Source organism: Bacteroides ihuae, from assembly GCF_900104585.1.
Taxonomy (GTDB): domain Bacteria; phylum Bacteroidota; class Bacteroidia; order Bacteroidales; family Bacteroidaceae; genus Bacteroides; species Bacteroides ihuae.
On record NZ_FNVX01000005.1, the window covers coordinates 661,060 to 676,172 of the forward strand.

Consider the following 15,113-nt stretch of genomic DNA (forward strand, 5'->3'; position numbering starts at 1 on the left):
ATGAAAGAGGAACTATTTAAATCAGCAGATCATTCATTGAAGGGAAATATCTGGCTGGACGCATTATTTGGTCTTGAAAAAGAGAATATCCGTGTGAATAAAGACGGGAAGTTAGCTCTAACTCCGCATCCGAAGGTTTTTGGTAGCAAATTGAAGCACCCTTATATCACAACTGATTTCTCTGAGAGTCAGGTCGAAATGATTACTCCTCCATTGCCTGACATCAAGCAGGCAATAGGTTTTGTGGAAACTATTCATGACATTGTTAGCCTTGAATTAGACGACGAATATTTATGGCCCCAAAGCATTCCGCCAATCTTGCCCGATGATGAGCAAATACCTATTGCCCAATACGACGAAGAAGGGAAGGCGGCGCAACATTACAGGGAATTTCTTGCCAAGAAATATGGATCGAAAACTCAACTAATCTCCGGCATTCATTTTAATCTCTCTTATAGTGAGAAATTAATAGAGATACTTTATCGCAAAATCAATCCTTCATTGTCGTACGAAGAATTTAAAGACGAAGTCTATCTCAAAACTGTTAGGCAAATGCTTCGCTTTCGCTGGTTATACGTCTTGCTCTATGGCAATAGTCCAGTGGTAGACTCTTCACTGGAACTTAAATGTAAACTTGCACCTTACACCATCACCAAGCATGTCGTGGCTCTCTCCATCCGAAATAGCTGCTATGGATACCGAAATATCAGTGATTTGTATCCCGATTACAGTTCGGTTACGAGCTTCAGAAACAGTGTTGAACAAATGGTGAAAGAGCAACAAATAGCCTCCTTTAAGGAACTATATTCTCCGGTGAGGCCTAAATTTGTGAAGGATCCGGAGCATATCTCTTATGTCGAACTGCGGTTTATTGATATTGACCCATTGAGCAAAGCCGGGATAACTGAAGACGAACTATCCTTCTTACATGCGTTGGCTCTATATGGATTACTGACCGAGGAACCGGATAGTTTTGATGCGGCGGCTCAGGCAAAAGCAAACAAATATTATGGATCCGTGGCGCTGTATGGATTGGATGAAGTGCCTTGTATGTTTGAGGAGAAGGGTGAACAGATGAATATCTGGCACAAAGCTAAAACACAGATTCAGGAGATAATCGCTTTATTCGAAAAACTCGAAATAAGCAAGAGTGAATACCTCGATTCATTGTCGCATGCAATGCAGTTGGTTGAGCATCCCGAAAAACGTAAAGTTTACGAGGTACTTAATGGAGTTCATGCGATAGGTTATGTTCCCTTCCATCTTGAGAAGGCGGCTCATTACCTAACCGAAAGTCAACAGAAAAACTATAATTTTATTGGCTTGGAAGATATGGAGCTTTCCACTCAGCTGCTGTTGCGAGAAGCTTTAAGGAGGGGCGTTTCTTTCGATATCATGGATCGAAAAGAGAACTTTATCCGACTCGAAAAGAATGACAACATACAGTATGTAAAGCAGGCCACTAAGACCTCATTGGATAATTATGCCAGCATATTGGCTATGGAAAATAAGCTGGTCACTAAGAGAATACTCAAGGAGCACGACATTCGAGTTCCGAAAGGAGAGGAGTACACCCTGGCAGAAGTGGCGAAGGCCGATTTCTTACGTTTCCAAGGCCGGCCTGTAGTTATCAAACCCAACCAAACTAACTTTGGAACCGGAATAACCATCCTAAAAGAGAATACGGATGAGACTACTTTTCAGCGGGCTATTGATATTGCATTTCAATATGATTCTACCATCCTGATCGAAGAGTTTGTGGCAGGGAAAGAATATCGTTTTTTCGTGTTGAAAGGTGAGGTTGTAGGCATTCTGCATCGTGTACCAGCCAATGTAACCGGTGATGGCATTCAGTCGATTAGAGAATTGGTACAGATTAAAAATCAAGATCCATTGCGAGGCAAAGGTTATCGTACTCCGCTAGAGAAGATTCAGTTGGGTGAAGCTGAAGCCATCTTTTTGCAAGCACAACGCAAGACTTTTGAATCTATACCGATGCCCGATGAGACCGTCTATTTGCGAGAGAATTCAAACATAAGCACTGGTGGCGATAGCATTGACTTTACGGACGATATACCCGATTCTTATAAGCAGGTAGCCGTACGTGCAGCAAAAGCTTTAAATGTATCCATTACGGGTCTTGATATGATGATACCCGATTATACAGAAGAAGCGTCAATTAGTAACTATGCAATCATTGAATTGAATTTTAATCCTGCTATTCATATCCACTGTCATCCATTCAAGGGAAAGAATCGAAGATTGAATGAGAAACTAATGGAAGTCTTAGGATATCAATTGCTTTAGGCTATAGACTACAGATAGAACATCCCCATGTTGTTCATGAAGACATCCTCATGTTGTAATATTCAATATGGGGATGTTTTTGTATATAACATGGGGGTGTTGTGCTATATCAATAACTATTTTCTATAGATAAAGGAACTGTTTTCTAAAGAATGAATAAGAATAGAGTAATGCGATCTGAATATATAAGATAAATAAAATTCTTATTACTTATTATTTAATATAGCTATTTTGTGTTTTTTAAATATTTGATTATCAAATATTTATTTTAATAAAGATAAACTATAATCTGGTTGAGTGTGTTCTATTTTTATCTAATACGATATGAGAAAGACTACACGTAAACTATCCGATAAATGAAAATTAAAATTCCTGTGTCAAAAGCGAAAGAAATAGCACGGCTTCAAGCTCTGAGGCTTAGTGAAACTACTCTTTCTAAAGCGGTAATCGCCAACAACTTCTTAACTGATTTTGCTGATGCTGTTTTATTTATAACAAACGTTGTAAGAGAGACGTTTTCCCGTAAATTCGAAGTACGTGAATTCTTTCATCAATGTTTTGCAATCGGTTACAAATCCTTGTCTCTCATATCAGTTACTGGTTTTATTATGGGATTTGTACTTACCATCCAGTCGCGTCCGGCACTGGTGAGCTTTGGTGCTGAAACCATGCTTCCGGGGATGGTGGCCATTTCGCTGATTCGTGAAATGGGTCCTGTGATAACAGCACTCATCTGCGCTGGTAAGGTTGCATCCGGCATGGGTGCCGAATTGGGTAGTATGAAAGTTACCGAACAAATTGAAGCTATGGAGGTGTCTTCCACTCATCCAATGCGATTCTTGGTTGTGACCAGAGTTTTGGCTGCTACGGTCATGATTCCTCTTTTAGTTCTTTATGCTGATGGACTTGGTATTGTAGGCAGTTGGTTTGGTGCTAATATAAAAGGCGATGTGTCATTCGTCTTATTCTTTTCGCAAGCATTTAAGAATGTAGGTTTTGTTGACTTACTGCCTGCGGTAATAAAAACTTTTTTCTTTGGAACAGTCATCGGTTTGGTGGGTTGTTACAAAGGATATAATGCAGGACGAGGAACGGAAAGTGTAGGTAGAGCGGCAAATTCGGCTGTGGTACTGGCTTCTCTCTTGATCTTGATCGTTGATATGATCGCAGTACAAATCACTGATATGCTAGCATTATGAAAACAGAACAAACAGATGTGTTATTGCAAGATTCGCCTGAAGTTGAAGCAAAAGATATTGTTGTTGAAATTGCAAATCTGACAAAATCATTTGGAGCGCTAGAAGTTCTTAGAGATTTCTCTTTAACCCTCTATAAAGGCGAAAACTTAGTAGTGTTGGGTAAGTCAGGAAGTGGAAAGTCAGTTTTGATAAAATGCATTGTTGGACTGCTCAGAGCAGATGCAGGAATAATCAAAGTGTTTGATCGTGATGTAACCGCATTAACTGCCAGAGAAATGGACGAAGTGCGTCAAAACATCGGTTTCTTATTCCAAAGTGGAGCTTTATATGATTCCATGACGGTAAAGCAAAATTTAGAATTTCCATTGCGGAGAATTAGAGAACATCTTAAGCAGAAAGAGATTGATGCTAAAATAAAAGAAGTATTGGAGAATGTTGGTCTGTTAGATGCATTGAATAAAATGCCTGCTCAATTATCCGGTGGGATGAGGAAGCGAATAAGTTTGGCACGAACCATTGTCGTTGATCCCAAAATCATTTTATATGATGAACCCACAACAGGGCTTGATCCGGTAACATCTGATGAGATAAGTCTACTAATTAATGATGTTCAGAAGAAATATAAAGCATCATCAATTATTATCACTCATGATATAGAATGTGCTCGTATGACAGCCAACAGGCTTATTATGTTGCAAGATGGCAAGTCATATAAAGAAGGTACTCTGGCTCAATTTGAGAAGTCGACCGATAGCACTATTAAATTATTCTTCAAATAAATAACAGAATGGATATGCATACTCAAAAATTTAAAATTCGTTTAGGACTTTTTGTTGCCGGAGGTTTGACACTCTTTGTACTCGCCATATTTATTATTGGTAAGCAAAAGAATTTGTTTAATCCGGTATTTCAACTCTCTTCCAACTTTTATAATGTTGGTGGACTCCAAGTAGGAAATAATGTTCGTTTCTCTGGTATAAACGTTGGCACGGTAGACAATATACAAATCGTCAATGACTCAACGGTGCGGGTCAGTATGTTTATAAAGAAAGATGTCTGGAAGTTCATCAAGTCAGATTGTAGTGTTGCTATTGGTTCTGAAGGAATTATAGGTGATAAACTTATCAATATATTGCAAGGAACTGCTGAGGCCCCTTTGGCTCGTGAAGGTCAATTACTCGAATCTACGGAACCGATAGAGACAGATGCCATCATCGCTAGTTTGAGTGTTACTGCGGAGAATGCAGAAGTCGTTACTCAGCAATTGGCTGAGATAATGATGAAAATAAATGGGGGAGAAGGAACACTTGGTAGGCTAGTTCAGGATACAACACTTGCTGAAAATCTGGATAAAACCATTCTTAATCTTAGAAGGGGTTCCAAAAGTTTAGACGAAAATATGACGGCTGCAAAGCATAATTTCTTGCTCAGAGGATATTTTAAAAAGCAAGCAAAGGAAAAGGCTAAAAAGAAAGAAGAAGCACAGGAAGCTGCTGAAAAGAAAGCGAAAGAACTGAAGAAGAAGAAGTAACGCTTAGCAGTATGTTGTTTGAATAAACTAGTCGAGAACACGAATATATCAAATATTTAGGATTTAATTATGAACTAATGTTCATAATTAAATCCTTTTTCGTATGTTTGCACAAACATTAAAAGTATGGCACGTACAAAGAAAAATAGGCTTATACAAATGGCTCCTCATTTCAGTGGATTTAAGCCACAAGGATTGCAACATAAGCCCAATGTTGAGGTTTTAATAAACTTTGAAGAGTACGAAGCATTAAAGCTTTGCGATTATGAATTCCTTACGCAAGCAGAGGCGGCAGATTTAATGCTTATCTCCCGGCCCACATTTACGCGGATTTATGAAAGTGTACGTAGAAAAATAGCAAAGGCATTTATTGAGGGCGCTTTGATTGTATTTGAGGGAGGAAATGTAGATGTAGCTCACTGGTATAAATGCGCTGAATGCGATATCACATTTACTTTGATCGATGATTCTGTCCAGTGTTGTCCGTTGTGCAAAAGTACCGAGATAAAACTAAATAACTAACACTATGATTATCGCTATTTCTACAGACAATAATAACGTAAAAGCACCTGTTGCTAGTCATTTTGGCCGATGCAAATGGTTTTGTTTGTTTGATACTGAGAAAAAAGAATGTCAGTTTGTTGAGAACACGTTTCTTGCTCAATCCGAACAAGCGGGTTATGATGTCGCGGACTTTTTGATGAAGCAAGGAGTTAAGATCGTTGTGGCAGGACGTTTTGGCTCAAAAGTAATGAGTGTTTTTATGAAGCACAGTATTCAGATGGTTATCCCTGAATCTGTAAAAACAGTAACAAAGATTATTAATCAATTAAATATAGAATAAAATGAAAATTGCTGTACCTACTAGAGCGCATGCTGTTGATGACCACTTTGGCCATTGCGAAGCCTATTCTGTTTTCACAATAGGCGAGAATAAAGTGATCGAGAAAATGGAAATTTTACCTTCTCCTCAAGGTTGCGGATGTAAAAGTAATATCGCATCGGTTTTACAGGAACAAGGCGTTGGTGTAATGCTTGCCGGTAGCATGGGAGACGGAGCAATGAATGTCTTGACCAATCACGGCATAAAAGTCTATAGAGGATGTAGCGGAAATGTAGCAGAACTTGTGAATCAATTTTTAGTTACCGGACTGAAGGATTCAGGAGAGAGTTGTCACCATCATGATGATGCCGATGGCGAGCATCAATGTCATTCTTAATAGAATCATTTATGATGTTCTTTCTTGGGAAACATTTTCTTTCAGCTTTTTTAGATACTCGGATGGAGTGTCGTTGAATTCTTCTTTGAAACATTGACGGAAGTAGAAGAGGTTATTGATGCCTACTTTAAAAGCGATTTCGGAGATATTATATTTACCTTCTAGCAGAAATTGTTCGGCATACTTCATCTTCATCTTACGAATGTATTCATTAGTTGAAAGCCCCGTGAGAGCTTTCATTTTGCGGTAAAGGGTAGAGCTGCTCATGCACATATTATCGGCAAGGTAACTGATGTCAACTTTGTCTGAGGAGAGTCGTTCTTCAATGAGTTGGTTGATTTTTTGAATGAATTCATTGTCTATTTTATTGAGTGACTCAGTAATGGTGGCTGCTTTACTATTCATCTTGCTGGCTATGGCACCAAAGTGCTCGGCTAGCTTGATGCGCGACTGCAATAGGTTGTCTATGCGACTGTATAGAAGGCTGGCGCTGAATGGCTTCGTGAGATAGGAGTCGGCTCCTACTTGATAGCCTTCTTCTTTGTCTTGCAAGGAGTCTTTAGCGGTAAGCAATATGATAGGGATGTGGCTGGTACGAACGTCTTTCTTCAGCTCTCGACACATCTCATTTCCATCCATCTCTGGCATCATGATGTCTGAAACAATGATGTCTGGAATGCTCTTTAGTGCGGCTTTCTTGCCTTGCTTGCCATTGTGGGCTGTTTGTACCTCGAAACTGTCACTAAATGATTCGGCAATGTAGTTGCGAATGTCAGGATTATCTTCTACAACCAATAGAATAGGTTTTTGATTACTTGATACTTCAACTTCCTGAATGGGTTCAGCAGGAAGGTTTTCTTCTTTCTCATTTGAATCTGCATGTAACACATTGGGGTAGGAGTTGTCTCTTTGTAAGCTGACACTGAAAGTACTTCCTTTATTGGGGGTACTTTCTACATGGATTTCTCCTTCGTGCAGCGTGACGAGGTTTTTCACTAATGAGAGCCCGATGCCACTTCCTGAGGCCTGATGTTTGCCACCTTCCTGATAGTAACGTTCAAAAATATGTGGTAACGCTTCGGGTTTGATACCATGACCTGTATCGGCTATCCAAATGTCAATATAATTCTTCCCTGAACGTTCGGCATGTTGCATGCCGATGGTAATACTGCCTTTTTCGGTATATTTGATAGCATTGGATATGAGGTTGTCAAGGACAATGTTGAGTACCTCTTTGTCAAAATACATTAGTATGTTCTCTTCTTCTATTTTTAAACGGATATCTACCTCGGATTTTTGATTCAGTTCCTGATATTTTAGTCCGATTTCCTGAACTTGGCTTACAATGTTGTCTCGGCTCACACAGAGCTTTTTGTTTTGAGTCTCTGTTTTTCTGAACTCCAAAATCTGATTGATCAGCTTAAGTAACCTCACAGCGCTTTGATTAATCATGGATATCTTTTGCGCATCTTTTGTTGATAGCGAGCTGCCTTTTAAAATATCTTCCAATGGGCCCAATATCAAGGTGAGTGGGGTTCGTAGCTCGTGCGTAATGTTGGTGTAAAAACGTAGGCGCTCGTTGTTCAGGTCTTGTTCTTGCTCATGGCTTTGTCTCTCTAACTTATACAAGATTTCCGCATCTATCCGTTTCTTGTAGGCATAAAGAATGAAGAATAAGGTTCCGAGGCAGATTGAAAGATAAACAGCTTTAGCCCACCAAGTAAGCCATAGTGGAGGTGCAATGTAGATGTTTAGTGGTGTTATTTCGTTTGACCATTTTTGATTGCGCATGCGTGTTTTCACTTGAAACTGGTATTCTCCGGGAGGAAGGTTACGAAAGGTGACATTGTTGAGATCTGTCACTGTGTACCAAGTGTCTTCGAGTCCTTTCAGCATGTAGGCATATTCTACCTGATTGCCTAATGCATAGTTTTGAACGTTGAAAGATACTTTAAAGCTGTTTTGTTTATATTTCAGTTTAACTTCTTCTCTTTCGTTCAGTAAGATGGCATACTGACTGTTTGGGTTATTGAGAGAATTGAATATTTCGATGTTAGTGATGAAAGCCGGTGGAGACTGACGTTCTCTTAATACTTGTTCGGGGTTGAAGCAGCATAACCCGTTGATAGAACCAAAATAAAAGTTTCCTTTTCTATCGCGGACTAGGCTACCGCTACTGAAGCTACCCATGGGAAGATTATCGCGATGATCATAGTTATAAAAGCTGCCTTTGGCATCGATAAAGCAACTGATTCCTTTGTTGGTGCTCACCCAGATGTTGCCTTGTTTGTCTTCGCCGATGGCTTGTATGTGTGTGTTGACAAGTCCGTTTTTGCGTCGGTAAACTTTATAGTTGAGTTCTGAGAGAGAAGGGAAGCATACCAAACCTTCTCCTGTAGCAACCCATAGGCGCTTTTTTCTGTCCTGATAGAGGGCATTGATGGTGTTTGATGGGAACTTGTTCATTACATTGAATTGCTTGATGGCATTGAGTTGAGAGTCGTACACGACTAGACCGCTACCAAAAAACCCTACCCAGATGCGCCCTTTGGAATCTTTCAATATACATCGTGCGAGGTTGTTTTCTTTGTCATAATGCGCCTTGATGGATAGTTTATCACGATCTATCAGATAAATGCCTTCGCTAGTCCCGGTCCAGATATTACCTTGATTGTCTTCATAAAAAGAGCGCACATCTGTTTGTGACTTTTCTTTGGGTAATATTTGGCGGAAGTTTTTGTTCTTCGGGTTGTAGTAGGCAATGCCTCCATTGAAAAAACCAAACCAAAGACCGCCTTTCGAATCACATAAAACAGTCTGAACGGTATTTGTGTGCAGATTGGAATTCTCTGTATTGTAAACAGCAACACGCCTTTCTTGTTGGAATACGTTGATGCCTCCTCCTTCTGTTCCTACCCATATTTTACCATTTTTATCAATACTGAGGCCTAGAGCAACTCTGCTGGTCATGCTGTAATTACCCGATGATCGTGGAGAATACTTGTAGGAGTTGAATAGTGCGGGTTCATTGCTGATGAAATTGATTCCGCCTCCCCAAGAACCTATCCATATATTATTGAAAGAGTCTTGAAGCAGGCAGCGCATGCTGGAACTGGATAAACCGTATTCATCGTCTCCTTCTTTTATAAATTGGAAAGATACTTCTTCGCCAGAACTGAATAAGTGTTGTGAAAGGTCAATAATGGCGATGCCTCCGAGCTCCATTGCTACCCATAGTTTATTATCTTTCGTCTGTTTGATATCGTGTACGCAGCGGGAGAGATTGTTATTCTTATCGTTGATTGGGACAAATGTTTCTGTTTTATGATTGAACAGAGATAAACCTTTGTTGGTACCTACCCAGATATTACCTATATGATCTTTATAGATGCAGGTAACTTCGTCGCTGAGCAGACTATTCTTGTTTTGAGGATTGTGGGTGAAGTTTTTGGCTGTCCTGTCTTTAATGGACAATACAGTGAATCCTTGATGTACATGCCCTATGTAGAGTAATCCGTTTCCGTCATCAGCTGCTGACCAGACTTGATCACTGGCCAGTCCGCGAACCGTACGGGTGTTAAAGTGGGTAAAGGTGCCAGTTTGCTTGTCTAAATAATCAATTCCTTTCCAATAGGTGCAAATCCACAAGTTGCCATCGGCCGCAGGAACGATTTTGGTTATGTCGTCTGTAATCAGACTGCTGGGGTTATTCTTGTCGTGCCTGAAATTTTTGAATGTATTGTTGGTGTAGTTGTATGCGTTGAGGCCTGCCCTTTGGGTAGCTATCCATAAAATAGAATCTACAGGATCATCGAGTAAGCAATTCAGCTCATTGCCGGTGATGCTTTCTCCGTTATCTTGTTCTTCCGTATAATAAGGTATGAAGTGTATGCCGTCGAACTTATTCAGTCCTTCTTCGGTGGCAAACCATATAAATCCTCTCTTATCTTGAGCAACGCTTACAACGTGGTTATTGGACAACCCTTCTTTAATACCCAATTGCTTTATTTTATAAGGTTGTGCTGCTACAAAAAGTGGTAGGCATAATAAAATGGCATGGAGTATTTTTCTCATGATAGGTGGTTTGTTAAAAGTGTCTCAAAAATACGAATAAATTCGTTACTAAGGATATACAAATCGGTCAATGCACGATTTATACGCCTTTAACGCACGATTTGCGGTCTCTATTATATCTAGTAAGGTATATATTTGCGCTGTCGGACTAGGGAACAAAACATAAATTTGGGAAAATAGCAACCGGCAAAAACCTAATTGTTAAACTTAAAAATAATATTTATGAAGAAGCATTCATTTAATGCTCTGATGTTCGGAGTGTTTCTATTGCTGACTTTATGGACTGCAGGATGTAGCGACGATAATGGCTATGCCGACGTTGACGGACAGAATCCTACTGTTGCACTTACAACGGAGCACATTCAGAGCGGAGCCGGCCGAACCTTTACTATTGCGGGAACTGCTACAGATAAGGATGGCATTTCATCGATCAAATTGGAATGTGCCGATTTGAATCTAGAAAAAAACCTTGATCTGATTGAGATTTATGACAAACCTCTCGAAACGTATGAATTGAGTTACAAGTTCAGCATCCCTAAAGATGAGATAGGCGATAATTTCACTGTTAAAGTTACGGTGATCGATGTGGGTGGACGTTCTGTGTCTCATGATTTGTTGATCACAATGGATGGCGACTTTGAAAATCCTGTCTTTACTGTATCACCTAGTAAAAACATCACGGTACTTATTAAGTCTGATACGAAGTTCAACTTGCGCTTCTCTCTTTCTGATGATCGGGCGCTTGATTCTGTGAAAGTAGTAATTCCAGGTATTGAAAACTACAATCCTCTAATCATGACTCTCAATGGTCAGAATACTTTCGATTTTAGTGAAAAGATTACTTTACCTAATGTATCTCAACAATACACGGCTACTATTACGGCTATTGATAAGGCGGGTAATCGCACTGTTTTGAATAGTGTGATCTCTGTCTCTGCAATGCCTGACTTTGAGGATATGTATCTTGCTGATGTAGCTACTGCCGCTGAACTAAACAGTGACGTATTTGGTGTGCCTATGCGCATTACGCACACAGGTGAATACCAATATAAGGCCAACTATTATTGCCAGAAAGCAGGTACTGAAATTTATTTCTTACCGCAGAAGACTGACTTCTCACCGATTTGTTTCGGTCTTGATCCTACAGACAGCAGTAAGCTGACTGATGATCCTGAAACGGCTAAACCGATTGTACTTGATCAGGCTAATGTATATTATGAAATTACATTCAATGTGATTACAGGTGTGTATGCCCTGAAAACTTATTCTATCGCTGAAGCTATTGATCCGATACCTCACAAAATTGGTACCATAAGCATGCACCAATGGTTTGATGCTAACAACACTACTGATCTGACTGAATTCTGGATTGGCTATAGTACTAGTGGTCCGTCGAACGTTACCCGATTTGTTCAGGATGCGACAAATCCTCACCTCTTCTACTTGGAAGACCCGTTGGAACTAGAGGCTGGCAAGAGCATGAACTTCATCGTCACAAGCTATCACAGTGATGGATGGTGGAACTATTGTACATGGCGTGTGGACGATAGTGCAGAACCTGAGATTTTCAACTATTACGGTCAGTTTGTAAATCCCGCGTGGACTGGTCCAACAGCGAAAGACAACTGGGCTAAGCCGACAGTGACCGTATCGGGCAGTTACAAGCTCTCGTTTGATGCTCATCTTGGCAGAGCAAAACTGGTTCCCGCAAAGTGAGTGAAATATTAAATTTAAAATCGTAAATTATATGAAACAAATCATATTTATATTTCTGTGCCTGCTATCCCTAAACGGCAATGCGCAGCAGGTCACGGTGAAAGGTGTTGTAACTTCTGCCACCGATAATGAATTGATGATAGGAACAACGGTACAGGTTAAAGGTACTAGTAATGGTACTATAACAGGACTCAATGGTGAATATTCATTGATGAATGTTCCTAAAAATGCGGTGCTGGTATTCTCTACAATTGGCTTTAAAACTCAAGAAGTTCAGGTGAACGAACGGAGTGTCATAAATGTATCGTTAAAAGAAGCTACTGAGTTGCTGGACGAAGTGGTCGTTATTGGCTATGGTGCTGTGAAGAAAAGTGACTTAACCAGTTCTATCTCTACCGTGAAGGGTGAACAGATTACAGAAACTACTACCGGCAATGCAATGGATGCTCTTCAGGGTAAAGTTAACGGTGTGCAGGTGATGAGTGGTGGTGGTCCGGGTACCCAGCCTAAGGTCTTAATTCGTGGTGTAACCACTGTCAACGGCAGTGATCCGTTATATGTTGTAGATGGCATGCCTGTGGGTACTAACATCAACTTCCTGAATAGTAATGATATTGAATCAATGGAAGTGCTGAAAGATGCTTCGGCAGCAGCCATCTATGGTACACGTGGGTCAAATGGCGTTATCTTGATCACGACAAAGAAAGGAGCTGTAGGCAAAACACGTTTTAATTTCACAAGCTCTGTTGGCTTCCAGACTATTAGTGACCCTAATATGGCAAAAGCTTCGGAATACGAACAGGTTTTTAAGACTCGCTATACGAATGAAGGGCGTACGCCGGTATGGAATAGCAAGGAAAACATTACTGATGCTGAAGGCACTGACTGGTGGAAGGAAGTGGTGAATAAAACTGCGCTTGTGCAAAACTATGCTTTTAGCGTATCTGGTGGAAATGATAAGATTGTATATAATTTGAGCCTTGGATATTTCCGCAATAAATCACAATTGGACGTTGGTTATTGGGATAAGATTAATGCTCGCTTGAATACAGAATATACTTTTAATAAATATATAAAGATGGGTTTTGACATTGCTCCGCGCGTTGAATCGTGGGATGATACTCCCGATCAATTTGGCAGTGCCATGTCAATGGACCCTACTACTCCTGTGTTTCGTGACGAATCGGAATGGGTGGATAACGAGTATAACAATTATGCCCGTTCACACAACAACCAGACCTGGAATCCGGTGGCATCCATTGCTCGCGCCAATGCGTATAGCCGTGAATATGGTGTTATTTTGAATCCTTACTTGCAGCTAACTCCCATCAAAGGCTTTATTCTGCGCACGCAGTTTGGTGTCAATGCACATATTCGCAGAGTGGATAAATTCACTCCTGAGTTTGAAATTGATCAGCTGGAAAAATCCACTTATAGTAACGTGTCACGTAAGATGACCGAGTGGCTTGACTGGAACTGGACCAACACAGCAAGCTACATGACAACGATTGCTGAGAAGCACAATCTGAATGCAATGGTAGGCTTTACTGCAGAACGGTTTGCGGAATATTGGGTTAGCGGAGCACGAGATGACACACCTAACAATTCTGATAATCTGCAAGAAGTGCATGCCGGTACACTGAATCAAAAATCAGATGGTAATACTAGCTTCAGCACATTGCTTTCTTATATCGGACGTGTGATGTATAATTACGATAATAGATATTACCTTACAGGTTCATTACGTGCCGATGGTTCTTCTAAGTTCCCCAAAGGTAATAAATATGCTTTGTTTCCTTCTGTTTCTGCAGCTTGGCGACTGATTGGCGAGAAGTTTATGGAGGATCAAACCATTTTCGATAACTTGAAAATACGTGCCGGCTGGGGACGCGTTGGTAATCAGAGCATCTCAAACTCCGCTTATCTGACTCTCCTAGATAGTTCAGATGCTGTGTTCGGCTCAGATCAAAGCCGCGTGATAGGAACAACAATCTCTTCTGTTGGAAATAACACACTGAAATGGGAGACTGTAGAAGACTATAACCTCGGATTGGATATGTCGCTCTTGAATTCTCGCTTGGACGTTACATTCGATATTTACCAGAAGAAGTCAAGTGATATGCTATATGCTAAGCAAAATATTTTAGCAATTGGTTATCCGAATTGGAATAGCCAGGTAACCATGAATATTGGTAGTATGAAAGCTACCGGTTGGGAACTGAGCTTTAACTGGCATGACAAAATCGCCAAAGATTTCAACTATAACGTTGGTTTAAATTTATCAGCAGTGAAGAATAAGGCTATCAAACTTTCGGGTGATGGACCTATCTATACCGGTGGTTTTAACTCTGACCAGATTATCCGTAATGAAGACGATTCAGAAATTGGTCGCTTCTACGGATACGTGGCCGACGGATTGTTTCAAAATGAAACGGATGTGCAGGCTCATACAAATGAATATGGAACTATTTTGCAGCCGAATGCTGAACCGGGTGATATCCGTTTCAAAGATTTGAACCATGACGGAACGTTGGATGATAAAGATAAAACTTATATTGGTAATGCCTATCCTGACCTGATGATGGGATTGAACATGGGCTTTAACTATAGGAACTTTGACTTTTCTGCCAACTTCTATGGAACGTTTGGAAACGATATATTCAATACAACTCGTAACTTGTATTCGGGTGCAAATGGTAGTAATGTATATGCCGGAACATTGAACAAGGCATGGCATGGTGAAGGGACCAGTTACGACATTCCCCGCTTGACGGCCAATGACAACAATCTGAATTATACCCGTGTTTCAAGTTTTTATGTGGAAGACGGCTCGTATTTCCGTTGCAAGTTACTTCAAGTAGGCTATACATTGCCAAAGAAAGTGCTGGGCAATGCTGAGCTGCGCCTTTCGTTCTCTGCTCAGAATCCTTTTACCATCACGGGTTATTCAGGCATGGATCCTGAACGTCCGCAACTTGGAAAAAGTGTTATTGAGACGGGTATTGACTGGATTGCATACCCTAATCCGCGTACATTCTTATTTGGTATTGATTTAAAATTCTAATT

Annotated in this window: 10 protein-coding genes; 9 read left to right on the forward strand and 1 reads right to left on the reverse strand. The window is 40.4% G+C overall.

From position 1 onward, the window contains the following. The 7 genes from gshAB to BQ5338_RS08200 all read left to right on the forward strand — a co-directional run bounded on the left by gshAB (position 1) and on the right by BQ5338_RS08200 (position 6,257). Positions 1-2,307 carry a bifunctional glutamate--cysteine ligase GshA/glutathione synthetase GshB gene (gshAB, locus tag BQ5338_RS08170; RefSeq protein ID WP_071146319.1) on the forward strand — a complete coding sequence of 769 codons (2,307 nt, stop codon included), beginning with the start codon at positions 1-3 and terminating at the stop codon, positions 2,305-2,307. Positions 2,308-2,663: 356 nt separating this feature from the next. Then, complete coding sequence (locus BQ5338_RS08175) at positions 2,664-3,506, forward strand: MlaE family ABC transporter permease (RefSeq protein WP_078063432.1); 843 nt, start codon at positions 2,664-2,666, stop codon at positions 3,504-3,506. Next, the gene (locus BQ5338_RS08180; RefSeq protein ID WP_071146320.1) at positions 3,503-4,285 is read left to right on the forward strand and encodes an ABC transporter ATP-binding protein; all 783 of its coding nucleotides are present in this window, start codon (positions 3,503-3,505) and stop codon (positions 4,283-4,285) included. The genes BQ5338_RS08175 and BQ5338_RS08180 overlap by 4 nt, the downstream gene beginning before the upstream one ends. Positions 4,286-4,293: 8 nt before the next feature. Then, entirely contained in the window at positions 4,294-5,037 is a 744-nt protein-coding gene (locus tag BQ5338_RS08185; RefSeq protein WP_071146321.1) for an MlaD family protein, read from the forward strand. Between the two features lie 126 nt (positions 5,038-5,163). Next, positions 5,164-5,559, forward strand: a complete 396-nt coding sequence (locus tag BQ5338_RS08190) for a DUF134 domain-containing protein (protein ID WP_071146322.1) — start codon at positions 5,164-5,166, stop codon at positions 5,557-5,559. A 4-nt stretch (positions 5,560-5,563) separates the two neighbouring features. Then, on the forward strand, positions 5,564-5,881 hold the full coding sequence (locus BQ5338_RS08195) for a NifB/NifX family molybdenum-iron cluster-binding protein (protein WP_071146323.1): 318 nt from the start codon (positions 5,564-5,566) through the stop codon (positions 5,879-5,881). A gap of 1 nt (position 5,882) precedes the next feature. After that, a complete protein-coding gene (locus BQ5338_RS08200) occupies positions 5,883-6,257 on the forward strand; it encodes a NifB/NifX family molybdenum-iron cluster-binding protein (protein WP_071146324.1) in 375 nt (124 codons plus the stop codon). A gap of 9 nt (positions 6,258-6,266) precedes the next feature. On the opposite strand, the gene BQ5338_RS08205 is transcribed toward BQ5338_RS08200, so the two are convergent. Continuing rightward, a complete protein-coding gene (locus tag BQ5338_RS08205; RefSeq protein ID WP_071146325.1) occupies positions 6,267-10,331 on the reverse strand; it encodes a hybrid sensor histidine kinase/response regulator transcription factor in 4,065 nt (1,354 codons plus the stop codon). A gap of 222 nt (positions 10,332-10,553) precedes the next feature. Here BQ5338_RS08205 and BQ5338_RS08210 point away from each other — a divergent pair, with 222 nt between their 5' ends. Continuing rightward, the gene (locus BQ5338_RS08210; protein WP_071146326.1) at positions 10,554-12,047 is read left to right on the forward strand and encodes a hypothetical protein; all 1,494 of its coding nucleotides are present in this window, start codon (positions 10,554-10,556) and stop codon (positions 12,045-12,047) included. A 31-nt stretch (positions 12,048-12,078) separates the two neighbouring features. After that, positions 12,079-15,111, forward strand: coding sequence for a SusC/RagA family TonB-linked outer membrane protein (locus BQ5338_RS08215; RefSeq protein WP_071146327.1), 3,033 nt, complete (start codon positions 12,079-12,081; stop codon positions 15,109-15,111). The last annotated feature ends 2 nt before the right edge of the window (positions 15,112-15,113 follow it).

Coding starts and splice junctions, on each gene's coding strand:
- BQ5338_RS08195 (WP_071146323.1), top strand. CDS start 5,564: ATGATTATCGCTATTTCTACAGACAATAATAACGTAAAAGCACCTGTT.
- BQ5338_RS08210 (WP_071146326.1), top strand. CDS start 10,554: ATGAAGAAGCATTCATTTAATGCTCTGATGTTCGGAGTGTTTCTATTG.
- gshAB (WP_071146319.1), top strand. CDS start 1: ATGAAAGAGGAACTATTTAAATCAGCAGATCATTCATTGAAGGGAAAT.
- BQ5338_RS08205 (WP_071146325.1), bottom strand. CDS start 10,331: ATGAGAAAAATACTCCATGCCATTTTATTATGCCTACCACTTTTTGTA.
- BQ5338_RS08200 (WP_071146324.1), top strand. CDS start 5,883: ATGAAAATTGCTGTACCTACTAGAGCGCATGCTGTTGATGACCACTTT.
- BQ5338_RS08175 (WP_078063432.1), top strand. CDS start 2,664: ATGAAAATTAAAATTCCTGTGTCAAAAGCGAAAGAAATAGCACGGCTT.
- BQ5338_RS08190 (WP_071146322.1), top strand. CDS start 5,164: ATGGCACGTACAAAGAAAAATAGGCTTATACAAATGGCTCCTCATTTC.
- BQ5338_RS08185 (WP_071146321.1), top strand. CDS start 4,294: ATGGATATGCATACTCAAAAATTTAAAATTCGTTTAGGACTTTTTGTT.
- BQ5338_RS08215 (WP_071146327.1), top strand. CDS start 12,079: ATGAAACAAATCATATTTATATTTCTGTGCCTGCTATCCCTAAACGGC.
- BQ5338_RS08180 (WP_071146320.1), top strand. CDS start 3,503: ATGAAAACAGAACAAACAGATGTGTTATTGCAAGATTCGCCTGAAGTT.